Genomic DNA, 21,508 nt, shown 5'->3' with positions numbered 1-21,508 from the left:
GGATGGCTGTACGGGCTGCGCCGATGGCGTGCCGCACACCCGGTGCAACTGGTGGGCGTTCTAGTTCGCCTGGGCGCTCGCCCTGGCGGTCAATCGTCGTATCGTCCGCGCCGCGTACCGCACCCGCGAGTTCGACTTCCGGCTCGACGGTCTGATGGGCCGCGATCTGCGAGGCCGGACGGCCGGGGTCGTGGGCACGGGGAAGATCGGGACCGCGTTCGCCCGGATCGCCCACGGATTCGGGATGCGCCTGCTGGGCTGGGACATCGTGGAGAATCCCGACTGTCTCGCCCTGGGGATGCAGTACGTTCCGCGCGAGCGGCTGTTCGCCGAGGCGGACCTGGTCAGCCTGCACGTACCGCTGCTGCCGGACACCCACCACCTCGTCGACGCCGAGGTGCTGGCGCTGATGAAGGACGACGCGATCCTGATCAACTCCAGCCGCGGCGGGCTGGTCGACACCGACGCCCTGGTGGAGACGCTGCGCGCGGGACGGCTCAGCGGTGTCGGCCTCGACGTGTACGAGGAGGAGGCCGGAGTGTTCTTCCTCGACAAATCGCTGGAAGTGATGACCGACGATCGCCTCGCCAGGCTGATGACCTTCAGCAACGTCCTGGTCACCTCGCATCAGGCGTACTTCACCAGGGATGCCGTCGGCCAGATCGTCCGGACCACCGTGGCCAACATCGAGGACTACTGCGCCGGCCGCTCCGGCGACAACGCGCTCGTCCGCCCCGACACAGCCTGATCTCTTCCGGCCCCGCGTCCAGCCGCGCTCGGGTGCCCGTTCTCCTCGCCGCGCGAAGAGGGGTCGTAGGGCCCCATCCGAGCGCTGCTCAGGGGCTGTTCGGCCCTATCCGGCCCAGGTGCCCCTCCGGCGATCATGAGGCGGCGGCCGGGAAAGGCCAGGTTCACACGCGCACCTGCGGCACTTCCCGGCTCGTCGTCGACACGGCAGAAGGGGAGGACACCGTCCGGTGGACGAGATGCAGGAACAGCAGATGGGGGGCGTACGGCCGAGGGACGTGGCGGCGGCCCCCGTCGCCGTGGGGACACCCCGGCGAGCGGGGACCACGGCGGGCGAGCGGCCGTCGTGGACGGAGTGGCTGACGACCACCGACCACAAGAGGATCGGGACGATGTACCTGGTCACCGCCTTCGCGTTCTTCATCGTCGGCGGTGTGATGGCGCTGCTGATGCGTGCGGAGCTGGCCCGGCCCGGACTCCAGATCATGTCGAACGAGCAGTTCAACCAGGCGTTCACGATGCACGGCTCGATCATGCTGCTGATGTTCGCGATGCCTGTTCACCGGCTTCGCCAACTGGATCATGCCCTTGCAGATCGGCGCCCCCGACGTGGCCTTCCCCCGTTTGAACATGCTCGCCTTCTGGCTCTTCTTGTTCGGTTCGTCGATCGCGGCCTTCGGCTTCCTCACCCCGGGCGGGGCCGCCGACTTCGGCTGGTTCCTGTACGCCCCTCTGTCGGACGCGGTCCACTCGCCGGGACTCGGCGCCGACCTGTGGATCATGGGCGTGGCACTGTCCGGGTTCGGCTCGATCCTCGGCGCGGTCAACTTCATCACCACGATCGTCTGCATGCGTGCGCCGGGCATGACCATGTTCCGGATGCCGATCTTCACCTGGAACGTGCTGCTGACCGCCGTGCTGGTCCTGATCGTGTTCCCGGTCCTGGCCGCGGCGCTGTTCGCCCTCGAGTGCGACCGCAAGTTCGGCAGCCATGTCTTCGACGCGGCCAACGGCGGGGCGCTGCTGTGGCAGCATCTGTTCTGGTTCTTCGGCCATCCGGAGGTCTACATCCTGGCGTTGCCGTTCTTCGGCATCGTCTCCGAGGTGATCCCGGTCTTCAGCCGGAAGCCGATGTTCGGCTATATGGGCCTCATCGGTGCCACCATCGCCATCGCCGGTCTCTCCGTGACGGTGTGGGCGCACCACATGTACGTCACCGGTGGCGTCCTGCTGCCGTTCTTCTCCTTCATGACCTTCCTGATCGCGGTGCCCACCGGGGTGAAGTTCTTCAACTGGATCGGCACGATGTGGAAGGGCTCGCTGTCCTTCGAGACGCCGATGCTCTGGACCGTCGGCTTCCTGGTCACCTTCGTCTTCGGCGGTCTGACCGGGGTGATCCTGGCGTCACCGCCGCTGGACTTCCACGTCTCCGACTCGTACTTCGTCGTCGCGCACTTCCACTACACCGTCTTCGGCACCGTCGTGTACGCGATGTTCGCGGGCTTCCACTTCTGGTGGCCGAAGTTCACCGGCAAGATGCTCGACGAGCGCCTCGGCAAGATCACGTTCTGGACGCTCACGGTCGGCTTCCACCTCACCTTCCTGGTCCAGCACTGGCTGGGCATGCCCCGCCGCTACGCCGACTATCTGGCGGCCGACGGCTTCACCGCCCTCAACACGCTGTCCACGATCGGCGCGTTCCTGCTCGGCCTGTCGATCCTGCCGTTCTTCTACAACGTCTGGAAGACCGCCAAGTACGGCAAGCCGGTCGAGGCCGATGACCCGTGGGGATACGACCGTTCCCTGGAGTGGGCGACCTCCTGTCCGCCGCCGCGCCACAATTTCGTCGAGCTTCCCCGCATCCGCAGTGAGTCCCCTGCGTTCGACCTGCACCATCCGGAGGTCGCCGCACTCGAGGCGGCGAGGTAGGCCATGCCCCAAGCCGTTCTCGCCCTGGGAGTCGCGACCGTGATCGCGTCGGGCTGTGTCTGGTACCTCCCGGCGGTCGCCGACCTGCGCGCGGGAGCCGACCGGCCGGCCTCCCACCGCAGAGCCGCGGCTGCCTGCCTCAGCGGCTGGACCACGGCCGGGATCGTCGCGGTGCTGCTGTTCGTCTCGGAGGCGTGGTGGATGCCTTCCGCGGTGGCCGCGGCGGGTGCCGCCGTCACGACGGGCCTACGGGCACGGGCGGCCGTACAGCGCCGCCGTGAGACGCGCGAGGTGGCACGCGAGTGGGCGGAGTTGCGCCACGACCAGCGACCACCCGGCAACGGACGTGCCGGGAAGGTCGTCGCCGTGCTCATCGGTATCGGACTGGCTGCCGCAGTGGCCGCAGCGACCCTCGCGCTGGTCGCAGGACGCGAGGACGGGAGGAACTGGTGGCCGGTCGCTTCCATTTCTTCCGGGGTCGTCGGGCTGTTCCTGACCATCGCCGCCGTGTACGGGTGGGGGCGCCGGCGGCGCGTTGACGCGAGCGGTCGCCGCCGGTCCTGACCCGTGAGGTCGCCCTCTTGCACCAGAGGCCATGGCGTTCGCCGTTGCTCGGCGGCGGCGATGCGGAGGAAGCGCGAGCACCCCGACTCATCGGTAGCCTGGGTCCTCATGACGCGCGCTTGGATCCTGCCGATGCTGCTCGTGCTCGGCGGCTCAGTCATGGCGACGGTACTGACCTGCGAGGGGAGCCCCGGCACAGCCGCAGCTGTCCTGCTGGCGTTCGTGCTGCTGGCAGGCGTCAACTCTCCCCTGATCTTCCCGAGATCGATCGGCGCACAGGAGGCACAACGCCGCAGCGCGGCCGACGGCCGGCCGGTCGTCTTTTGGCGGCCCGGCTGCACATACTGTCTGCGGCTACGCGTCCGACTGGGCCGCAGCGCCAGCCAGTTGCATTGGGTCGACATCTGGCGTGACCCGGCCGGGGCGGAAGCGGTGAGGGCGGCCAACGACGGCAATGAGACCGTGCCGACTGTCGTCGTGGCGGGGCGGCCGTACGTCAACCCGGATCTGGAGTGGGTTCGCGAGCAGCTCTCGCCGCCTGCGTGAGGGGAGCGGCGCCCTGTCAGAAGGTCTCGGGCAGGCCCGGAGGCATCGTCAGAGCCTGTCCGGCGGATCATGTGACTACTAGGCTGCGACGATGGAACGCGTGACCGACGTGCCCGAGCCCTTCACCCGGTATGCAGATCGGGCCCGGGAGAATGACTACGACAGTTTCGCCGAGGCGTACTCGGCGGAGAACGAGAACAGCCTCGTGAACGCGTACTACGAGCGGCCCGCGATGCTGGCCCTCGTCGGAGACGTGGCCGGCCGTCGGATCCTGGACGCCGGCTGCGGCTCGGGTCCCCTGTCCGCTGCACTGCGCGACCGCGGTGCCGTCGTCACCGGCATCGACGCCAGCGCCGGGATGCTGGTGCTGGCCAGGCGGAGGCTCGGTGACGACATGGCCCTGCATGTGGTCGACCTGAAGGACCGCCTGCCGTTCGCCGGCGGTGCGTTCGACGACGTGGTCGCGTCGCTGGTGCTGCACTACCTGGAGGACTGGGGGCCGACGCTGGCCGAGTTGCGACGAGTGCTCAGGCCCGGCGGGCGGCTGATCGCGTCGGTGGACCACCCTTTCGTGGCCTACACCTCCGAGGATCCTCGGCCCGACTATTTCGCGACCACCAGCTATACCTTCGAGTGGACGTTCAACGGGCAGTCCGTCCCGATGAGGTTCTGGCGGCGGCCGTTGCACGCGATGACCGATGCCTTCACCACCGCCGGCTTCCGTCTCTCCGCCATCAGCGAGCCACAGCCCGACCCGGCCGCCCGTGAACTGTTCCCCGACGGCTTCCAGGACCTTTCGACGAAATCCAACTTCCTGTTCTTCGTCGTCGAGGTACCGCCGTCGGCTGACGACTCGCACGCGTAGCCGGGCGTGGATCACGAGCGGAGCCAGAGTCGGATCGAGGTGTTGAGTACGGCCGTTCAAAAATTTCCCGTCTTCCGCCGAGGGCGCGGAGATAACCTCGGCGCTGCCATCGTCTGACGGGGAGGGGCAGAAGTATGCAAGAGCAGGACTGGATCGAACGTGCGGGAGACCTGTTCGAAGCGGCGATGTTCGGCGGGGACATCTCCGCGCTGGACCGGTCCGATGACGTGCTGGACGCGGTCGAGGCGCCGTTGTACATGGCGCGGGGCAAGGTACTGCACGTCCGCTTCCTGAACGACCGCGAACAGAACGGCCAGGAACTGGTGCTGTTCGAGCGCGCGGCCGAGTTGTACGAGCGGCTGGGGGACGCGTCGGGTGAGGCGGACGCGTTGTTCTGGGTCGGCTGCTGGCACCAGGTGGTCAAGGGTGACGACGCCACCGGCAGGCCCTACTTCGAGCGGTCGTACGCGCTGGCCAAATCCGTCGACGACCGAATGACGATGTCTTACGCGATTCGCCATCTCGGCTTCGCCGACAGAGACGCAGGCCACGTCGATCAGGCCCGCGAGCGTTTGACCGAATCCGTGACACTGCGCCGGGAGATCGGCTTCAGGCCCGGGGAAGCGGCCGGGCTGGTGGCACTGGCCCACCTCGCGGCCGAGACCGATGACCCGTCGGCGGCGCTCCACCACCTCGACGAGGCCCAGTCGGTCGCCGAGAGCTGCGGTGCCAAGGCCGTCCTGGGGTGGATCGAGCATGCCCGTACGCTCATCCGCTCCTAGGTTCCCGTTGTCCGGCGGTGATCGGCACCGACAGTGGCTTCGGCCCGCGAGACCGGTGAGCTCGCATGTTGATGTGGGGCGTATGCGTGGATGTCATCAGGCGACCGTGACCGTGTGTCAGTGTTCTGCGGCATGATGCTCGCCATGAACACCGAGATACTCGTCGACGTCTGGAAGCGCCTTCTCACCGATCCCCGGAAGTCGTGGGTACTGTTCGAACATGGCACCTGTGTCGTGCTGACCGCCCCCGATGGTGACCTTGCTGAGCAGGCCACGAAGATCCTCGGTGAGTTCGGTCCTGTTCATGCAGGCTCTCCGGCGGGCGACTTCGGAGTGATCAACGTCAAGGATGCCGACGGGTGGGTGGTCACCGGTCACCACCAAGACGTCCTCACGTATGTCGGGCCCGATGAACCCAGGGGTCAAGAGGACTTCGCTGTCGGACTGTGCGGACGTTCCAAGCGCCATCAGGACGGCACCGAACTGCGTGTCGTCCATGTCGAGGACAAGTGCGGCTCGTCGGATCCTGCGTAAGCAGGTGGCTGCGGCTGTGGCTTGGTGATCGCCTGGGGCGTATCGGTTCCAGGTCCCGCCGGCTTCGGTGACGAGGTGGGTGGTGGTCTTCTCGTGGTGGCCGAGGGCCCGAGCGATCACGGGTGCGGGGGCTCGGAGGAACAGTTGGCGGATCGCTGAGGCTCGGCCGAGCGGGTCGGCCTGCCGGTATTGGGCCGTACTGCCCGTGAAGCCGTGGCGAGCTGTCAGTGCTGGTGCTCTCGCGCTCGGCAGTCAGGATGGCTGGACTTGGTCGAAGAGGGCGAGGGCTTCGGCGGGGTCCGCGCTCACCAGGCGTTCCAGACCGGCGGTCGTGATCTTCGCCCACCTGCCGGCCCGTGCCCACATCTGTTCCTCGAAGGCGCGGGCGGCCTCGTCCAGATCTCCAGGGCCGGTGGCGATGGACTCGGCGAGTTCGGCGCCTTCCAGCATCGCTAGGTTCGCGCCCGCCCCCAATGGCGGCATCAGATGGGCGGCGTCGCCCAGTAGCGTCACCCCGGGGACGTGGGCCCAGGTGTGGGACACGGGCAGGACGTAGAACGGGCGGTGGACGAAAGCGGTGCCCTGGCGGAGGAGGTCGAGGACGGGAGCGGCCCAGCCGTCGAACAGGGCCAGCAGGCTCGATCGCACGGCCTCGGCGTCGGCCAGGTCCAGGTCCGTGTGCCAGTCCAGCGGCGCGCGGAACTTGGCGTACACCTTGACGTGGCCGCCGCTGTTGCGCTGGGCGACGAGGGAGCGGTTCACGCCGTACACCGCCACGGAACCGTCGCCGATCAACTTGGCGAGGTCAGGGTGGCGGGTGTCGACGTCGTCGAGGGAGGTCTCGACCGAGGTGACGCCGGTGTAGTGCGGCGTCACCGACGAGACTGCCGGGCGGATCCGGGACCAGGCGCCGTCCGCGCCGACCACGAGGTCGAACGTCTCCTGTCGCCCGTCCGCGAATTGGACCAGTACGCCATCCCGGGTCCCCGGCACCACCTGCGTCACGCCCCGCCCCCACCGGACGTCGAGAGGGCCGAGCAGCAGGTCACGGAGTTGCCCGCGGTCGATCTCGGGATTGGCCCGGTCGTCTGGACGGGGCCGCCAGTCGCGCAGCACGGACCCGTCCGCGCCCAGGATGCGCATGGCCTGCCCCCCGGGACGGGACAGCGCCTGGAACTCCGCCAGCAGCCCCGCCTTGTCCAGCGCGAGCTGGCCCAGCCCTTCGTGCAGGTCCAGCGTGCCGCCCGGCGGGCGGGCGTCGGGGGCGGGCTCGCGTTCGAGGACGGCGACGGGGTAGTCGTGGCGGTGCATGACACGAGCGAAGGTAAGGCCGGCAGGGCCGGCTCCGGCCACAGCGATGCGGTGTCTCATGTCGATACACCGTATTTTACCAGTACGGTGCATCGCAACAGTACGATGTGACCATGACTGTGTGGGACCGGCCGGAGCCGCCGACTCGCCCCGTGCCGCTCGACCGGGAGCGGATCGTCGCCGCCGCCATCGCGCTGGCCGACGAGGGCGGGCTGGAGGCGGTGTCGTTGCGCAAGGTCGGCGCCCGGCTGAACGCCGGTCCGATGCGGCTGTACGGATACATCTCCACCAAGGAGGAGCTGTTCGACCTCATGGTGGACGAGGTCCAAGCCGAGATTCTCCCCGAGGAGCAGCCCGGTGACTGGCGGGAGGCGCTGCGCATCCTCGCCCACCGCACCAGGCAGGCCGCTCTCCGTCACGAATGGCTGGCCGACCTGCTCGGCCGTCGCCCGAGCCTGGGCCCGAACGGCCTCGCCGTGACCGAGGCCACGCTGTCCGCCCTCGACGGCCTCGCCGACATCGACACCGTCATGCGCGCCGTGGAGACCGTCAGCGCCTACTTCACCGGCGCGATCAGGCGCGAGATCGCGAACCTGCGGGCCGAGCGAGCCACGGGCCTGTCCAAGCGCGACTGGCAGCGCGCCTCCGGCCCGCATGTGACGAGAATGCTGGCCACGGGCCGCTTCCCGGCGCTGACCAAGGCCGTGCACGACGGCACGGACGTGGACGCCGAGGAATCCTTCGCGACCGGCCTGGACTGGGTCCTCGACGCCGTGGCCGCCAAACTCACCCGGCCGCCGGCGTGACGCTCGGCTCTTCTTGCCGCATGTGAGCGAGGTCGGGGTCGGTGTGGCTTGATGCCCTGCGGCGACAACGGCTCGGCCGCGTCGACGTTCGGCGAGGTGCTACTGCTCGTAGCGCCGACGCGCGAGATGGACGGTGATGTCGGCGACGATCTCGACCGTCTCAGGGAGAACCTGCATCATCTGGCCGAACACCTGCTCTCGCTCCGAGTTCGGCAACATGAGATAGGCCGAGACGGTTGAGAGTTGGCCGATGTACTCGCAAGCGCTCATCGTCAAGCGCCGTTCGACCAGGCGCTGTTGAACATCGGTGAACGACTCGGACCGTTGGAGCTCCGTACCGGGCCACTGCATGGCATGTGCCGGAGGCGTTCCGTCTGGGGAAGGAATCTCGTCGCTCTCCAGGAACGGCGCTCGAGCCGCGCGAACGGCCTCATCCACCGCCGGGTCAGCCAGCCCGATCGGCCCGCCGCACGAGGCGAACACGGCACCCGGCTCCAGCAGCGCGGCCATACGTGACCACCGCTCGTCCGGCTTCGTCCAATGCAGTGCTGCCGCCGCATAAACCAGTCCGTACCGCTCACCCAGTTGCAAGTCCTCGAACGAGGCTTGCACTGTCCTGACGCTCGCCGGTACGTGCTTGCGTAGTTCGGCGAGCATGGCCTCGTCAGGCTCGGTCGCGGTGACCGTGATTCCCCGTCGAGCGAACAGGCGGGTTGCTTTGCCCGTCCCGGCGCCGATCTCGAGGGCGGTCCGAACCGGCTGATCCGCGTACGCCAGCACCATGTCGAAAAGCTCCACGGGATAGCCCGGCCGGAACCGTTCGTACGCTTCCGCCATCGCTCCGAAGCTCAGTGCGCGATCAGCCATGCCGAGCATCCTGACACGATCTGCGTCGCAGATGCTCGGCCGTTTCACCCGCGGGCCTCGCCTTCCCCAGGCCGTTCAGGCCCTGCGCCGCCGTACCATCGCCACCGGCAAGGACACCTTGGGCCGCGACTACGAGCGCTGATCTGACGGATGGTCATGTCGATGCTCCGGAGAGCGTGCACCGCATCCGAGTGCACCGTATCCGCGCACACCGGGCCTCCTCGCAGGCCGGGTCAGCTACCCGGATGGGAGGCTGCCCAGCCGTGTTCGAGCAGCGCGAAGGCCTCGTCGGCGGCTCGGCGCGGTTCGGCGTGCTGCAGGATGAGGCTGCGGGCCTCAAGGGCGAAACGGGCCAGTGCGGCGCAGCTGACGTCGTCCTCGGGCGCACCTACAGCCTCGGCGATGGCCCTCGTCAGGGCCGCTTCGTGGCGCGTCCACATGCGATGGGCGTAGTCGCGCAGCGCAGGGGTCTCCTGCACCAGGCGCGTGAAGTCGGCGAACCGCGGGTCCGCGGCATGGACGGCGTGTTGGCTCTGCTTCAGCAGGAGGTGCTCGCGCAACGCCTGCGGGATCGACTGACCCGGGGGCCGCTCGCGCACGGCGGCGACGAGAGCTGCTTCCAGGTCGTCGTCCTGGTCGAAGACCAAGGCTTCCTTGCCGGAGAAGTGCTTGAACAGGGTGGTCACCGAGACGTCGGCGGAGTCGGCGATGTCTTTGACACTGACCTGGTCGTAGCCGCGCTCGAGGAAGAGCTCAAGTGCGGCGTCGGCCAGGGACTGACGGGTCTGGGCCTTCTTGCGCTCGCGGCGCCCGGTCGGTTCGGTCACTCGCACACCATACCTCGAAGTGTATCCGCTACGAAAGTTTAGTCATTGCACTTATTTAGCGAGTGTGCTTTCTTGGTGATGCCGGGCCTCCCGGCGGCTCACCCGCCTCCCGAAGGACACTCCCTTGAACTCTGCTCGTGATCCCCGCATCGCGATTGTCGGCGCCGGCCTCGGCGGCCTCACCTGCGCCCGAGTCCTCCAGCAACACGGCCGCTCCGTCACTGTCTTCGAACGCGAGGCATCTGCCGACGCCCGCCCGCAGGGCGGCACCCTCGACATGCATGCCGACACCGGTCAGGCCGCACTGCGTTCGGCCGGGCTCCTCGACCGATTTCACGCCCTCGCCCGCCCCGAAGGAGATGAGTGGCGGGTGCTCGACTTCGCCAACGCCGCCCTCCTGGCGCAGCAGGGGCCTTCCGCCGCCGGCGGTCGGCCGGAGATCGACCGTGGTCAACTGCGCGATCTGCTCCTGGACTCGATCACCGAGGGCACGGTGCGGTGGGGCCGTGCCGTCAGCAGGGTCACCTCACTGGGGGACGGCACCTGCCGGCTGCTCTTCGGTGACGGCACCGCCGAGGACTTCGACCTGGTGGTCGGTGCCGACGGCGCCTGGTCACGCGTCCGCCCGGCCCTGTCGCACGCAGCACCCGGCTACACCGGTGTCACCTTCGTCGAGACCGGATTCGACCACTGCGACACCCGCCATCCCGACCTCGCGCGGCTGGTCGGCAACGGATCGATGCTGGCGAAGGGCGTCGGCAGGTCCTTGGTCGCCCAGCGCAACAGCAACGGCCACATCCGTGCCTACATCGCGCTCCGTGCGCCGGAGGACTGGCACGTGGCCGCCGGTGTCGACCTCGGTGACCAGCGGGCCGTACGGGCACACCTGCTGAGGATGTTCGACGGCTGGGACGAGAGCCTGCGCTACATCCTGCGGAACAGTGACAACGGGTTCATCAACCGGTCCCTGTTCGTCCTGCCCGCCCCGCACATCTGGGAGCACGTTCCCGGCGTCACGCTGCTCGGCGATGCCGCGCACCTGATGCCCCCGGTTGGGCTGGGCGCCAATCTCGCCATGCTCGACGGCTCCGACCTCGCCCACACCCTTGTTACCGAATCCAGCGTCGGCGACGCCGTCCGCGCCTACGAGAGCATCATGCTGCCGCGCTCGATCGAGGCCGCGACGGGCAGCGCGCAGGGACTCGACCACCTCGTTCCCGCGACGGCCTCCTGAGCAGACTCCACCGTTCCCGTCCCCGTCCCCGGCGGCCGCACCCGACTCGCCCGGCGTCCGGTCCGACCGTCCCTGCTCTCAGGGAACGTCGGCCCTACTGGACACGACGGCGCCGACGGCACGATCGAGGGGCCGGACGGCTCCCTGTGCCGGGTCCCGGCTGTGACGGTGAGTGCCCTCCGTTCACATACAGCTCTGCAAAGGAGAGCCATGCTTTCGCCCGAGTCGGCCGCAGTCGTTCGTACCACCCTGCCCGCTGTCGGCGGGGCCCTGGACGAGATCACCGCACGCTTCCACGGCACCATGTTCGCCGATCGGCCCGAGCCCGGCGACCGGCTGCGGCGCATCACCGTCAAGCGGGTGGCGAGTGTGGCGGAGACCCCCGAGGGTGAGGTGTCCAACCGGCTCCACCGCATCGTAGGAGTCGGTGACCAGCTCACCCTGTCGGCACCCTTCGGCGACGTGGTCCTCGACGACGCCGACACCCGCTGCTGCTGGTCTCCGCCGGCATCGGCTGCACCCCCATGGTCGCCATGCTCGAACACCTCGCTTCCATCGGCTCCACCCGGCCGGTCCATGTCCTGCACGCCGATCGCACGCCGGCCGACCACGCCCTGCGTGCCGACACCCGCCGTCTGGTGGAGGAGCTGCCTGACGCGCGAGCAGAGTTCTGGTACGAGGTACGAGCAGAACGCAAGTGACGAAGCCGGCTCTCACACGGGTCTGATGGACCTCGACGGCCTGGATCTGCCCACCGATGCCGACGTGTATCTGTGCGGCGCGCTCCCGTTCATGCGCGCGGTCAGCAGCCAACTGATCGGGGTCGGTATCCCCGCACGGCGTGTCCGCTACGAGGTGTTCGGCCCCGACCTGTTGCTGGCCCACGCCGAGGGTTGATTCCGTGAGACATGTGGGGGCGGGTCGTGCCGACGATCCCGGCGCGGTCCGCCCAGCCTCGCGCAAGGCGCCTTGAGTGATCGCCGTGCCCTGCCGAGTGCTACGGATCCCTGAGACAGCCGATCCGGTCAGCTGTCAGCTGTCGGCGGGGCCATTGGGGCCGTCGGGTGTGCGCCGGGCAGCATGGTCAGCAGCTTGACCGTGGGCTCGGTGGCGCGGACGGTGTGCGGTAGCCGGGGCGGCAGGTGAATCCAGCTGCCGGGCCGAGCCACGGCCGTCTCCTGGTCGAGCACCAGGTCGAGGCGGCCCTGGACGACCTGGATCACCACGGGCAGGGGCGAGGTGTGCTCGGTCAGTTCCGCTCCGGTGGCGAATGCGAACCCGATCACGCGCAGCCGGTCGTCGCGGTACAGGACGCGGCTGAGGGTGCCCTCCTCGGGCGGCGGAAGCTCGGCGGCCAGGTCTTCGATCACGGTGGCGGTCATACTGCTGTCTCCTGACGCCCCATCAGGCGGCGAGGACCCACCGATGCGGGCCCGACACCAGGGTAGGGAGACTCCGGCCGGCAGCCGGTACGGGGACGCCTCGTGTCGGAGGTCGGGAATCGGGGGCCGGCGAGCACCGGCAGTTGGTGCAACCGGCTTGCGCGGGGACACGCCCGCCGACGCCACTCCTGTAAGCCGTAGGCCTGAGACACTCAGTGACATATCGGGCGGCGACGCGGAGGAGAGAGCCGTGGTTACGGCGGTGCGACGGAGCAGGCCATGCTTGAACTGGATCTCCGGTCCGTCGCCAACACCGCGCACCTTCCCATGGTCTTCGACGCGGTCGACCGCGCCATGCTGCTACTCGCTCCGCAAAGCCACCCCCAGCCGCCTGCTCTCACCCAGACCGAACTGCGCACCCCCGGCCTCCCCAATGGGGCGTACGTGCTGTGGGCCCCGATGCCAGGCGGCTGCCCCTCAGCCGACGCCGACCGGGTCCCCCGCGGGTGCCCGCGCGGACCTCGGACGTCGACGCACCCCGCGCCCACGCCACACGTCGTATCCGCAATGGCAACGAAGCAACCCAATCACAACGAAGCAACAAGGAGCACCTCATGGACAGAGCGCACCGCTGGACCGGCGCGCTGGTCGGTACCGTCGGCGCGGCCCTTATGGCCGCCGGCCCCGTCATGCTTGTGCAGGGCCGCAAGGGCCGGAAGGAGATCCGTAGCGAGCTGGCCGCCCAGAAGATCAGGTTCCCCGGCCACGGGCTGCCGGACCACTTCACCCCTTTCGCGGGGCAGAGTGTGGAGACCGGCCCCCAGGCCCACGCATACGCCGAACTGATCAAGGACCATGTCGTCAAGGCGACCGGCGGCCGCACCTACTCCGAGATCACCGAAGAACTGCACGCCACCGGGAACGACGACGAGAAGCTCGCCGAGCTTCGCCAGACCGCCTTCATGGGTGAGACGCTGCGCGGCTCGCTGCTGTCCGCCTACCAGGCCTGGCACCTCACCACGCTGGTCACGGGCCTGGGAGGCGCGCTGACCGGCCTCGGCGCGGCGCTGGTGGCCACGGCGAACGTCGTGGGGGCGAAGCCGCGCCGCGCTGCCTGACGGGCCCGGCCACGACGCCTGGCGGGCCATCCGGCCCTCTCGCGCTCGCCGGAAGAGGGACATCCGGTCCCTGAGGACGGGCTCATGGGCCGTCGCGCCCAGGCAGTTCGATGCCGAAGACTGACTGCCGACCGATCCGGAGAAATCCCGTGTCCGACCGCGCCGAGCGCCCGTGAGGCTGTCTCCATCGCCATCCCCCGTGGCGGGCACCGCGCACGGGCCGGATCGGTCACCGTCCGGCCGCCCGCCACGTCTGCCCTGACCCCCCGGGCGGTCGGACGCGTGATGCGTACCCGTTCTGCGCCGATGTCGGGGCAGTGGGCATGGTGGAGGTGAGCAGGCAGTGGGCGCCGTCAGCCTCTGGTCGTGGGTCCGGTTTCTGCACGTCACCGGGGTCGGCGGTGCTGGGGGTCGGCGGGCAGCTCGCTCTGAGTGCAAGGGCGTCACCCGGGCCTCGCTCGCGGAACCGGCAACGGGCGCACGCCGGCGGTCGAACCCGGCCCGCTCCTGGTCGTCATGCTCGCCGCGGCCGCACACGGTGTCGCGCGCACCAGGGGCCGCCCGGAACTGGCCGGACCCTGGCCCTCGTCTCCCCGGCCGGTTCACCGCGCGTCGTCCTGCTCGCCGCAGCGCTGCCCGCCACATGAGCGGCGACGCCCCCACTTTCCCGCGGCCTGCCGCGTCGGTGATGTCTGACGAGAGAGGAACCATGGTGCGTACCCCTGGCCTGGATGCGGCGGCTCTGGAGGTGCTGCTCGCGGCGGCCGTGGCGGCGCCGTCCAACCACAACACGCAGCCCTGGCGCTTTCGGGTGGACCCGGACGACCAGCTCCTGGAGGTTCGTGCGGTGCGGGAGCGGCAGCTCTCGTCGGCCGACCCCGACGGACGCGCACAGCATCTGTCCGTGGGCGCGGCCGTGTTCAACCTCCGGCTCGCCGCCGAGCGCGCCCACGGGGAGGCCGTGGCACAGGTGGCGGACGGGGCCGACGCCCAACGTCCCGTGATCCGTGCCGGATCGGCGACCTGAGTCGGCCCGGTCCCATCCCACCCGTGTTCCGAGCGACAGGTCCACAACCGCCGAGCTGTGCTCACCCTTCGCGACCCAGGTCAGTCCGTGCTGTGAGGCACCGTGATTTCCCGTCCGGTGACCATCTCGGACTCGATGCGTACGAAGACCCCCTCGCCCGTGACCACCCAGGAGCGCGGGCCGGTCCGTGACAGCCGTTCGTGCTCGGCAGGGTCGGTGACCACGGTCGCCAGGCCGGTGACGACCACACTCCAGCCGGAGCGGGCCACGGCGTCGAAGTCGTCGGTCTCGAAGGCCACCACGGCCCCGTCGATCGCGCGGACGAGGTCCGAGTTCGCCGGGGTACGCAGGAGCACGGAGGAGTCGGTGTCGAGAGAGAAGTTGACCGGGAGCACCGCGGGCAGCGCCTGGCGGGTGTACACGACACGGCCGACCGGCACCTTGGCCAACAGCCGCAGGCACTCCTGCCGATCGAGCGCGCGGAAGCCGTCGTTGTGGAACATCGGTCCATGCTCCCTTGTGCCACAGCGGCTCGGTTAGGGCCGGATGGCCCTTGTCGCATGGCCCCTATGGCCAGCCTCGTTCTACGGTCCGTCTCGCAGGTCGCCGGGGCACATTCCGGCGGCAGGGCCTGTGCTCTGCCTGGGCGGGAACCGTCAGGCTGATGCGGCGAGCGGAACGCCCCACTCGACGACGGTGCCGCTCGGTCGGTTCGAGGACAGGGTGAACGTGCCGCCCATCTCCTCCGCACGCCGGCGCAGGTTGGCCAGGCCGCTGCGGCGGTCGGCCGTCGGGTCGATTCCGCGGCCGTTGTCGGCCACGCGCAGCGTCAGGGTGGTGTCGGTGACCTCGACGCCGATGTCCACGGTGGTGGCGTTCGCGTGCCGGGCGGCGTTGGACAGTGTCTCGCCGAGCACGGCCAGCAGTTGCTCGGCCTGCCCGGCGGACACGGCCGTGTCCAGCAGTCCGCTCATGCGCAGTGCCGGGGCGAAGCCCAGCGACCCGGTGGCGCGTTCGGTGGCCGCCACCAGTTGGGCGCGCAGCCCGCTGCCGCGACGCGCCTGATCGTGCTCGCGCAGGGCGTAGACGGTGGAACAGACGATCTTGATGGTGTCGTCCAGGTCGTCCACGACCCGCTCGATCCGTTCGCTCACCTCCGGCCGGTCGGCGACTCGGCCCAGCGTGGACTGGAGTGACAGCGCGCCGGCGAACAGCCGCTGGATGACCAGGTCGTGCAGGTCTCGGGCGATCCTGTCGCGGTCGTTGAGCACGATCATGTGCTCCACGTCCCGCCGATGATCGGCGACGTCCAGGGCCAGCGTGGCCTGGTTGCCGAACCCGGTGACCATGTCCACCACGGCGTCGGCGAAGTGGGCGCCGCCCGGTACGTTCGCGACCTGCAGCACTCCGCGGACGTGCTCCCGGGTGCCGAGCGGTACGAGGAACGCCGGTCCGAGCTCCACCACTGAGGCGCTGCCGCCCTCGGCGCGCGGGTCGGCGCTCACGGAGTCGCTGGTAACCTCACCGGCATGGGCCGCGGAGGCGCCCGGTCACCAGGACCCGGCCTCGACGGCACACACGCTGCGTGCGGCAGCCGACTATGCGGTGGAGAAGTTGCGTGCCGTCGCACCGCGCGTCACCGCCTTTCCCGTCGCGACGAAGTTCGAGAAGTGGGTCTACTCCCAGGACGGCGACTGGGTGGGAGGGTTCTGGCCGGGGACGTTGTGGATGGCGTACCTGTACAGCAAGGACGACGTGTTTCGAACGCTGGCCCTCGACTCGGCCCGCAGACTTGCTCCGCGCCGGCATGACACCACCACCCACGACCTCGGTTTCCTCTTCTGTCCGTCGTGGGTCACCGCCTGGCGGCTGACCGGCGAGGACAGTTGGAGCGCGGGTGCCGTGCAGGCGGCCGAGTCGCTGATCCAGCGGTACAACCCGCGGGGACGCTTCATCCGGGCATGGGGAGCACTCGGCGACCCGAACAACGCGGGCCGGGTCATCATCGACACGATGATGAATCTCGATCTGCTGGCCTTCGCGAGCCGGCAAACAGGTGACGAGAAATACCTCGGCGTCGCTGTGGAACATGCCAGGACGGTGCAGGAGACCTTTCCCCGCCAGGACGGATCGACGCCCCACGTCTACGACTTCGACCCCGACAGTGGCGCACCGATCGGCCCCAACACGGTCCAGGGCTACAGCCCCACCTCCTGCTGGTCACGCGGGCAGGCCTGGGGGATCTACGGATTCACCACCATGTACCGCCGTACCGGCGACAAGCAATTCCTGTCCACGGCGCGCAAGCTCGCCGACTACGCGGTGGGAACGTTGGGCGAGGACAACGTGCCCGTCTGGGACTACCGCGCACCGCAACAACCCCACGACATCAAGGACGCCTCGGCGGGCGCCGTCATGGCGTGCGGGCTGCTCGACCTGTCCACCGCCACCGGCAGACGCGAGTACCGGCAGGTGGCGGTGCGGATCCTCACCGCGCTGTCGGAGACCTGCCTGACGAGGAAGTCGGCCCGCGCCGAGGCGATAGTCGCCCGCTGCACCCGCAACCGGCCCGCCGAGGACGGAATCGAGGTCTCCCTGCCCTACGCCGACTACTACCTGCTGGAAGGCATCCTGCGCCTGCTGCAACCGCAGGACGTCGACCGGGCAATCGACCTGTCGATGCGGCCCTGACCAACCACCCTGCGCCGGCGGCGGGGAGACGCGGGTCACATTCGTCCATGTCACAGGCGGCCGGGCTACCTCGTCTCGGGGGTGTAGCGACACACGACCGCAGAGGAGCACTCCATGGACGCGCGACTGAACTACTTCGCCACCCCGACCGCCGGCAAGGCCCTCAAGCACTTCATGTCGGCGGGCAAGGCGCTCAAGGAATCGCCGCTCCCGGCCGAGACGCAGGAACTGGTCGCGCTGCGCGTGAGCCAGATCAACGGATGTGCCGTCTGCATCGACATGCACACCAAGGAGGCCGCCGCTGCCGGCGAGACCTCGGTGCGACTGAACCTGGTCGCGGCGTGGCGGGAGGCCACGGTCTTCACCGACGCCGAGCGAGCCGCGCTGGAGCTGGCGGAGGAGGGGACCCGGGTTGCGGACGCCGCCGGCGGGGTCGGCGACGAGGTGTGGGCGAACGCTGCCGAGCACTACGACGAGGAGCAGCTCACGGCCCTGGTCGTCCTGGTCTCCTTCATGAACTCGGTGAACCGGTTGAACATCATCACCCGGCAGCCGGCCGGCAACTACCAAGTGGGGCAGTTCCACTGAGCGGTGGAGGGGAGATGCCGAGCGACAGGAGTGTGACCTCATGAACCTCGCACTGTGGATCGGTGCCGGACTGCTGGCCGTGATAGCCCTCACCGGCGGCATCAGCAAGACATTCGTGCCCAAGGGGAAACTGGCCGCGGTCCAGGGCGGGGGATGGACCGACGACGTCGGCGTCGGCTTCGTCAAGACCCTCGGTGCCCTCGAACTTCTGGCTGCGGCGGGCCTGATCCTGCCCGCCGTGGTCGACATCGCAACGGTTCTGGTACCGGTGACCGCCGTGTGCTGGGTCCTGCTGATGGCCGGCGCGATGATCACTCACGGCCGACGCGGCGAATCCACGTATGTGATGCTGAACTTGATCTATCTCCTGCTTGCAGCGTTCGTGGCATGGGGCCGCTTCGGCCCCGGGTCCTTCACCGGCTAGGGGGTTCGGCATGAGCAAGGTCGAGGAGTTCGAGGAGCTGCGGCCGCTGCTGTTCTCCATCGCCTACCGGATTCTGGGCAGCGTGGGTGAGGCCGAGGACGCGGTGCAGGAGACATGGCTGCGCTTCGACGGCTCGGCGACCCGGGCCACGTCGACCAAGGCCTTTCTGTCCGCCACGGTGACGCGGATCGCGATCGATGTGCTGCGCTCCGCGAGGGTGAGGCGGGAGGAGTACGTCGGGCCCTGGTTCCCCGAACCGCTGCTCGCCGACCCCTACGAGGACCCGGCTCGCTCGGCGGAACTGGCCGACTCGGTGTCGATGGCGGCGCTGTTGCTCCTGGAGCGGCTCAGCCCGCCGGAGCGATCGGTGTTCGTACTGCGGGAGGTGTTCGGCTTCGGATTCGACGACGTCGCCTCCGCGGTGGGGCGGTCGGAGGCGGCGTGCCGGCAACTGCTGGTGCGGGCACGGCGGCACATGCAGGCCGGGCGGCCACGGTTCGAGGCGGACCGGCAGGAGCAGCAGGAACTGGCGACGCGGTTCCTCGACGCTCTCCGCGAAGGCGACGTCGTCGGCCTGCGGGATCTGCTCGCCGCCGACGTGTCGATGGCCGGGGACGGCGGCGGCAAGACCCCGCAGCTGGCCAAGGCGGTCGTCGGCGCCGAGAACGTGGCCCGCCTGCTGGCCTCCGTCTTCCCCTTGATGGCCCGGATCGACGTGACGTTCGAGCCGCACGACGTCAACGGCCAGCCCGGCGCGATCTTCCGCGTCCGGGACGGCAAGGTGCTCCACATCCTGGCCCTCGAGGTGCTCGACGGACAGATCCAGACCATCCGCGCGGTGATCAATCCCGACAAGCTCGGCCACCTCGGGCCCGTCGCCGACGCGTGGGCCGTCGACCGCGAGGTGAAGCAGGCCCGTCGACGGATGAACTGACTGGCCGTCGCCGCTCCCGAACGACCCGCGCAACGGCGGCTCGTACGGTCAAGTCGGCTTTCCCCGCTGCGCCTACTGGTCAGCGCCCAGCAGCCCGACCGCTCCATACCACACGGGACCCGGGTTGAGCAGATCCGGGTAGAGCCCTGTCATCCGGTCGAAGAACTCGCGGGCGGTCGGCTTTCCGTTGAGCAGCCGCACGACCTCCAGCAGGTACTGCCGGGTCTGGTCGAGGATGGCGGGATCGTCGGGGAGGTCCTTGTTCTTGTGGCCTGCCACGACGAAGCGCGGCTCGAGCGCGGCGACGCGATCGATGGCAGCGAGCCAGGCCTGCAGGCCGCCGTCGCCGCCTTCGAGGATGTACTGGTGCACCCCGTTGTAGGCGACATCGCCGGCCACCACGAGACCGAGGGACGGTACGTGCAGGACGGACGTCTCGTCGGTGTCCGAGTGCCCGACCTCGACGGCCTGAACGACGTTGCCTTCCAGCAGGAAGCCGTCGGCGGGAATGGGCTGGGCCAGCACCGGGCTGTCGGGGATCAGGCCGGGGAAGCTCGGGTCCCACATCTTCTGGCGCCCCTCGGTGGCCTGCTGGTGCATGACCTCGATGGTGCCGCGGGTGGCGTAGACCGTGACGCCGGGGAACCGCTTGACGAGCTCTGCGGTACCGAACCAGTGATCGCCGTGCCCGTGGGTGGAGTAGATGTGGGTCAGGCGCTTGCCGGACCCTGCCACCCAGTCGCCGACCCTCTCGGTGTGTTCACGGGTGAAAGGAGGGTCGACCAGTACGGCCTCTTCCTCTCCGAAGATCAGTGTCGACGTCAGCGGCGAGGAGACGAGCCGGTCGCCGTTCGGCAGGCGCTGGTCGCCTGCCCGGGGTGTTCCGTCCGAGACGAAGGTCTCGTACGCCAGAGAGCCGGGCGCGGCTGCTGCGGTCATGGTGGCGCCTCCTTGAAGGGCAACGTGGTCCACGCGTTCGTCTGCCCACGTTCTCGCGGTGGACCGTCGCCTAGGCGTGCACCTGGTGAAGTAGGCGTAATGTTTTTGATTATGTCGCCATCTTACAGGCGGCGTGTCAGTTGACATCTCCAAGCTGCTAGAAGCTGGGGTCTTTCCCTCACTTACGACATAAATGTCAAGGAATTGACTACGTCGTCCACCGGGCGTACTTTCGGCTGGAGAAGCAGACAGGCCAGACAGCAGTCATGTGCATGCGCGTGGCTGATCGGTCGCAGATCTCGAGGCTGCCTCACAGCCCCAAAGGAGCATTCATGCCTGGAGCGCAGCTGAGCTGGAGCGTCCATGTGGCGCCGTCGATCCCCACCGAGATCGCGGACCTGCCGCCCGATCTCCCCAAGCGCATGTGGTCGCCCATCACGGCCACGCTGATCATGGGCGAGCGCGATGCGGTTCTGGTCGACGCGCTCATGACCGTCGAGCAGGCCGGCCGGCTGGCCGACTGGGTCGCGGCCAGCGGCAAGAACCTCACCACGATCTACGTGACCCACGGGCACGGCGATCACTGGTTCGGGCTGGGCACGCTCCTCGAGCGCTTCCCGGGAGCGCGCGCGGTCGCGACTCCGGCTGTGGTGGAGCAGATGAAGAAGCAGATGGCGCCGGAGTTCGTCGCGTCGTTCTGGAGCACGCGCTTCCCCGGGCAGATCCCGGACACCCTCGTGGCCGCAGAGCCGCTGGCCGGAGATCGGCTGCGACTGGAGGGGCACGACCTCGTCGTCGTGGGACTGGGACACACGGACACCGACGACACCACCTGCCTGCACGTGCCGTCGATCGGCTTGGTCGTAGCCGGGGACGCCGTCTACAACGATGTGCACCTCTACCTCGCCGAATCGCCCGCCGAGGGGCGTCGAGCCTGGCTGCACGCGCTCGACACCATCGCCGCACTGGACCCTGAAGCGGTGGTCGCGGGACACAAGAACCCCGACCGTCCCGACGACCCGAAGACGATCGACGAGACCCGGCGCTACATCCACGACTTCGAAGCGATCGCGGGGCGCACCACGACGACTCTCGACCTCTACCGCGGCATGCTGGAACTGCATCCTGACCGGGTCAACCAGGGCGCACTGTGGGGTTCGGCCAGGTCCGCGAAGGGCTGAATCTCGCCATAGTGCGCCAGTCGCCGACCGCAAGGGGTCGAGCAGACCGGCCACCAGGCCGAAGGCAAGGCGATGGGTGTCAGCGCGATGCCTGACTCGGTCTCATATCCTCACGTGCCATCCCTGATCTTGCGTGGGTATCCCCGGCTTCAGCCGGGGAGGGAAACGCATCCTCGGACCGGAGGCGCGCAGCGCCGGAGTTCGCTGCGTCT

Annotated in this window: 24 protein-coding genes and 2 pseudogenes; 18 read left to right on the top strand and 8 right to left on the bottom strand. The window is 69.0% G+C overall.

Annotated elements, in window-relative coordinates; translation table 11 throughout:
• Positions 1 to 64: 64 nt before the first annotated feature.
• From ACFYX0_RS16495 to ACFYX0_RS16470, 6 genes and pseudogenes are all read left to right on the top strand, one after another.
• A pseudogene (locus ACFYX0_RS16495) lies at positions 65 to 748 on the top strand (NAD(P)-dependent oxidoreductase); the annotation flags it as partial.
• Between the two features lie 253 nt (positions 749 to 1,001).
• Positions 1,002 to 2,676: pseudogene (gene ctaD / locus ACFYX0_RS16490) on the top strand (cytochrome c oxidase subunit I).
• 3 nt (positions 2,677 to 2,679) lie between these two features.
• Positions 2,680 to 3,240: a hypothetical protein gene (locus ACFYX0_RS16485; protein WP_388970835.1), complete on the top strand. Its 561-nt coding sequence runs from the start codon at positions 2,680 to 2,682 to the stop codon at positions 3,238 to 3,240.
• A 108-nt stretch (positions 3,241 to 3,348) separates the two neighbouring features.
• Positions 3,349 to 3,786 carry a glutaredoxin domain-containing protein gene (locus ACFYX0_RS16480; RefSeq protein WP_388970833.1) on the top strand — a complete coding sequence of 146 codons (438 nt, stop codon included), beginning with the start codon at positions 3,349 to 3,351 and terminating at the stop codon, positions 3,784 to 3,786.
• A 91-nt stretch (positions 3,787 to 3,877) separates the two neighbouring features.
• Positions 3,878 to 4,651, top strand: a complete 774-nt coding sequence (locus ACFYX0_RS16475) for a class I SAM-dependent methyltransferase (protein WP_388970831.1) — start codon at positions 3,878 to 3,880, stop codon at positions 4,649 to 4,651.
• Between the two features lie 134 nt (positions 4,652 to 4,785).
• Complete coding sequence (locus tag ACFYX0_RS16470) at positions 4,786 to 5,433, top strand: tetratricopeptide repeat protein (protein WP_388970829.1); 648 nt, start codon at positions 4,786 to 4,788, stop codon at positions 5,431 to 5,433.
• Positions 5,434 to 5,550: 117 nt separating this feature from the next.
• On the opposite strand, the gene ACFYX0_RS16465 is transcribed toward ACFYX0_RS16470, so the two are convergent.
• Together ACFYX0_RS16465 and ACFYX0_RS16460 are read right to left on the bottom strand one after the other, a co-directional pair.
• Positions 5,551 to 5,931: a hypothetical protein gene (locus tag ACFYX0_RS16465; RefSeq protein WP_355914169.1), complete on the bottom strand. Its 381-nt coding sequence runs from the start codon at positions 5,929 to 5,931 to the stop codon at positions 5,551 to 5,553.
• A gap of 288 nt (positions 5,932 to 6,219) precedes the next feature.
• Entirely contained in the window at positions 6,220 to 7,338 is a 1,119-nt protein-coding gene (locus tag ACFYX0_RS16460; protein WP_388970827.1) for an FAD-dependent oxidoreductase, read from the bottom strand.
• A 53-nt stretch (positions 7,339 to 7,391) separates the two neighbouring features.
• Between ACFYX0_RS16460 and ACFYX0_RS16455 the strand changes: the two genes are divergently transcribed.
• The gene (locus ACFYX0_RS16455) at positions 7,392 to 8,084 is read left to right on the top strand and encodes a TetR/AcrR family transcriptional regulator (protein WP_388970825.1); all 693 of its coding nucleotides are present in this window, start codon (positions 7,392 to 7,394) and stop codon (positions 8,082 to 8,084) included.
• 99 nt (positions 8,085 to 8,183) lie between these two features.
• On the opposite strand, the gene ACFYX0_RS16450 is transcribed toward ACFYX0_RS16455, so the two are convergent.
• The gene (locus ACFYX0_RS16450) at positions 8,184 to 8,951 is read right to left on the bottom strand and encodes a class I SAM-dependent methyltransferase (protein WP_388970823.1); all 768 of its coding nucleotides are present in this window, start codon (positions 8,949 to 8,951) and stop codon (positions 8,184 to 8,186) included.
• On the opposite strand from ACFYX0_RS16450, the gene ACFYX0_RS16445 reads away from it, so the two are divergent.
• A complete protein-coding gene (locus tag ACFYX0_RS16445) occupies positions 8,950 to 9,093 on the top strand; it encodes a hypothetical protein (protein WP_388970821.1) in 144 nt (47 codons plus the stop codon). The genes ACFYX0_RS16450 and ACFYX0_RS16445 overlap by 2 nt on opposite strands.
• A gap of 91 nt (positions 9,094 to 9,184) precedes the next feature.
• On the opposite strand, the gene ACFYX0_RS16440 is transcribed toward ACFYX0_RS16445, so the two are convergent.
• The gene (locus ACFYX0_RS16440) at positions 9,185 to 9,778 is read right to left on the bottom strand and encodes a TetR/AcrR family transcriptional regulator (RefSeq protein ID WP_388970819.1); all 594 of its coding nucleotides are present in this window, start codon (positions 9,776 to 9,778) and stop codon (positions 9,185 to 9,187) included.
• A 124-nt stretch (positions 9,779 to 9,902) separates the two neighbouring features.
• Here ACFYX0_RS16440 and ACFYX0_RS16435 point away from each other — a divergent pair, with 124 nt between their 5' ends.
• The 3 genes from ACFYX0_RS16435 (at position 9,903) to ACFYX0_RS16425 (ending at position 11,909) form a co-directional block, all read left to right on the top strand.
• Positions 9,903 to 11,012, top strand: coding sequence for an FAD-dependent oxidoreductase (locus ACFYX0_RS16435; protein WP_388970817.1), 1,110 nt, complete (start codon positions 9,903 to 9,905; stop codon positions 11,010 to 11,012).
• Positions 11,013 to 11,536: 524 nt separating this feature from the next.
• The gene (locus tag ACFYX0_RS16430; RefSeq protein WP_388970815.1) at positions 11,537 to 11,713 is read left to right on the top strand and encodes a hypothetical protein; all 177 of its coding nucleotides are present in this window, start codon (positions 11,537 to 11,539) and stop codon (positions 11,711 to 11,713) included.
• A gap of 25 nt (positions 11,714 to 11,738) precedes the next feature.
• Positions 11,739 to 11,909 (top strand): hypothetical protein, encoded by a 171-nt coding sequence (locus tag ACFYX0_RS16425; protein ID WP_388970813.1) that lies wholly within the window; start codon positions 11,739 to 11,741, stop codon positions 11,907 to 11,909.
• Positions 11,910 to 12,037: 128 nt separating this feature from the next.
• On the opposite strand, the gene ACFYX0_RS16420 is transcribed toward ACFYX0_RS16425, so the two are convergent.
• Positions 12,038 to 12,394 (bottom strand): cupin domain-containing protein, encoded by a 357-nt coding sequence (locus ACFYX0_RS16420; RefSeq protein ID WP_388970811.1) that lies wholly within the window; start codon positions 12,392 to 12,394, stop codon positions 12,038 to 12,040.
• 614 nt (positions 12,395 to 13,008) lie between these two features.
• Here ACFYX0_RS16420 and ACFYX0_RS16415 point away from each other — a divergent pair.
• Together ACFYX0_RS16415 and ACFYX0_RS16410 are read left to right on the top strand one after the other, a co-directional pair.
• Complete coding sequence (locus ACFYX0_RS16415; protein WP_388970809.1) at positions 13,009 to 13,512, top strand: hypothetical protein; 504 nt, start codon at positions 13,009 to 13,011, stop codon at positions 13,510 to 13,512.
• A gap of 709 nt (positions 13,513 to 14,221) precedes the next feature.
• Complete coding sequence (locus ACFYX0_RS16410) at positions 14,222 to 14,539, top strand: nitroreductase family protein (protein WP_388970807.1); 318 nt, start codon at positions 14,222 to 14,224, stop codon at positions 14,537 to 14,539.
• 80 nt (positions 14,540 to 14,619) lie between these two features.
• Here the strand turns inward: ACFYX0_RS16410 and ACFYX0_RS16405 are convergent, their stop codons facing one another.
• Both ACFYX0_RS16405 and ACFYX0_RS16400 read right to left on the bottom strand, forming a co-directional pair.
• Positions 14,620 to 15,042: a pyridoxamine 5'-phosphate oxidase family protein gene (locus ACFYX0_RS16405; RefSeq protein WP_388970805.1), complete on the bottom strand. Its 423-nt coding sequence runs from the start codon at positions 15,040 to 15,042 to the stop codon at positions 14,620 to 14,622.
• Between the two features lie 153 nt (positions 15,043 to 15,195).
• The gene (locus ACFYX0_RS16400) at positions 15,196 to 16,044 is read right to left on the bottom strand and encodes a sensor histidine kinase (protein WP_388970803.1); all 849 of its coding nucleotides are present in this window, start codon (positions 16,042 to 16,044) and stop codon (positions 15,196 to 15,198) included.
• Positions 16,045 to 16,144: 100 nt separating this feature from the next.
• Here ACFYX0_RS16400 and ACFYX0_RS16395 point away from each other — a divergent pair, with 100 nt between their 5' ends.
• The 4 genes from ACFYX0_RS16395 (at position 16,145) to ACFYX0_RS16380 (ending at position 19,176) form a co-directional block, all read left to right on the top strand.
• A complete protein-coding gene (locus ACFYX0_RS16395) occupies positions 16,145 to 17,230 on the top strand; it encodes a glycoside hydrolase family 88 protein (RefSeq protein ID WP_388970802.1) in 1,086 nt (361 codons plus the stop codon).
• A 114-nt stretch (positions 17,231 to 17,344) separates the two neighbouring features.
• Positions 17,345 to 17,818 carry a carboxymuconolactone decarboxylase family protein gene (locus ACFYX0_RS16390; protein WP_388970800.1) on the top strand — a complete coding sequence of 158 codons (474 nt, stop codon included), beginning with the start codon at positions 17,345 to 17,347 and terminating at the stop codon, positions 17,816 to 17,818.
• Positions 17,819 to 17,858: 40 nt separating this feature from the next.
• The gene (locus tag ACFYX0_RS16385) at positions 17,859 to 18,242 is read left to right on the top strand and encodes a DoxX family protein (protein WP_388970798.1); all 384 of its coding nucleotides are present in this window, start codon (positions 17,859 to 17,861) and stop codon (positions 18,240 to 18,242) included.
• A gap of 10 nt (positions 18,243 to 18,252) precedes the next feature.
• A complete protein-coding gene (locus tag ACFYX0_RS16380) occupies positions 18,253 to 19,176 on the top strand; it encodes an RNA polymerase sigma-70 factor (protein WP_388970796.1) in 924 nt (307 codons plus the stop codon).
• Positions 19,177 to 19,248: 72 nt separating this feature from the next.
• Here the strand turns inward: ACFYX0_RS16380 and ACFYX0_RS16375 are convergent, their stop codons facing one another.
• On the bottom strand, positions 19,249 to 20,115 hold the full coding sequence (locus ACFYX0_RS16375) for an MBL fold metallo-hydrolase (RefSeq protein WP_388970794.1): 867 nt from the start codon (positions 20,113 to 20,115) through the stop codon (positions 19,249 to 19,251).
• Positions 20,116 to 20,447: 332 nt separating this feature from the next.
• On the opposite strand from ACFYX0_RS16375, the gene ACFYX0_RS16370 reads away from it, so the two are divergent.
• A complete protein-coding gene (locus tag ACFYX0_RS16370) occupies positions 20,448 to 21,296 on the top strand; it encodes an MBL fold metallo-hydrolase (protein WP_388970792.1) in 849 nt (282 codons plus the stop codon).
• The last annotated feature ends 212 nt before the right edge of the window (positions 21,297 to 21,508 follow it).

This window comes from Streptomyces sp. NPDC002573 (assembly GCF_042889625.1).
GTDB classification, from domain to species: domain Bacteria; phylum Actinomycetota; class Actinomycetes; order Streptomycetales; family Streptomycetaceae; genus Streptomyces; species Streptomyces gibsoniae.
Note: the sequence above shows the minus strand (reverse complement) of the source record. Positions and strands in the feature narration are given on the sequence as shown.

Coding starts and splice junctions, on each gene's coding strand:
- ACFYX0_RS16380 (WP_388970796.1), top strand. CDS start 18,253: ATGAGCAAGGTCGAGGAGTTCGAGGAGCTGCGGCCGCTGCTGTTCTCC.
- ACFYX0_RS16430 (WP_388970815.1), top strand. CDS start 11,537: ATGGTCGCCATGCTCGAACACCTCGCTTCCATCGGCTCCACCCGGCCG.
- ACFYX0_RS16470 (WP_388970829.1), top strand. CDS start 4,786: ATGCAAGAGCAGGACTGGATCGAACGTGCGGGAGACCTGTTCGAAGCG.
- ACFYX0_RS16465 (WP_355914169.1), bottom strand. CDS start 5,931: ATGGACGACACGCAGTTCGGTGCCGTCCTGATGGCGCTTGGAACGTCC.
- ACFYX0_RS16425 (WP_388970813.1), top strand. CDS start 11,739: ATGGACCTCGACGGCCTGGATCTGCCCACCGATGCCGACGTGTATCTG.
- ACFYX0_RS16410 (WP_388970807.1), top strand. CDS start 14,222: ATGGTGCGTACCCCTGGCCTGGATGCGGCGGCTCTGGAGGTGCTGCTC.
- ACFYX0_RS16385 (WP_388970798.1), top strand. CDS start 17,859: ATGAACCTCGCACTGTGGATCGGTGCCGGACTGCTGGCCGTGATAGCC.
- ACFYX0_RS16370 (WP_388970792.1), top strand. CDS start 20,448: ATGCCTGGAGCGCAGCTGAGCTGGAGCGTCCATGTGGCGCCGTCGATC.
- ACFYX0_RS16460 (WP_388970827.1), bottom strand. CDS start 7,338: ATGAGACACCGCATCGCTGTGGCCGGAGCCGGCCCTGCCGGCCTTACC.
- ACFYX0_RS16405 (WP_388970805.1), bottom strand. CDS start 15,042: ATGTTCCACAACGACGGCTTCCGCGCGCTCGATCGGCAGGAGTGCCTG.
- ACFYX0_RS16475 (WP_388970831.1), top strand. CDS start 3,878: ATGGAACGCGTGACCGACGTGCCCGAGCCCTTCACCCGGTATGCAGAT.
- ACFYX0_RS16485 (WP_388970835.1), top strand. CDS start 2,680: ATGCCCCAAGCCGTTCTCGCCCTGGGAGTCGCGACCGTGATCGCGTCG.
- ACFYX0_RS16455 (WP_388970825.1), top strand. CDS start 7,392: ATGACTGTGTGGGACCGGCCGGAGCCGCCGACTCGCCCCGTGCCGCTC.
- ACFYX0_RS16445 (WP_388970821.1), top strand. CDS start 8,950: ATGCCGAGCATCCTGACACGATCTGCGTCGCAGATGCTCGGCCGTTTC.
- ACFYX0_RS16415 (WP_388970809.1), top strand. CDS start 13,009: ATGGACAGAGCGCACCGCTGGACCGGCGCGCTGGTCGGTACCGTCGGC.
- ACFYX0_RS16390 (WP_388970800.1), top strand. CDS start 17,345: ATGGACGCGCGACTGAACTACTTCGCCACCCCGACCGCCGGCAAGGCC.
- ACFYX0_RS16450 (WP_388970823.1), bottom strand. CDS start 8,951: ATGGCTGATCGCGCACTGAGCTTCGGAGCGATGGCGGAAGCGTACGAA.
- ACFYX0_RS16480 (WP_388970833.1), top strand. CDS start 3,349: ATGACGCGCGCTTGGATCCTGCCGATGCTGCTCGTGCTCGGCGGCTCA.
- ACFYX0_RS16420 (WP_388970811.1), bottom strand. CDS start 12,394: ATGACCGCCACCGTGATCGAAGACCTGGCCGCCGAGCTTCCGCCGCCC.
- ACFYX0_RS16375 (WP_388970794.1), bottom strand. CDS start 20,115: ATGACCGCAGCAGCCGCGCCCGGCTCTCTGGCGTACGAGACCTTCGTC.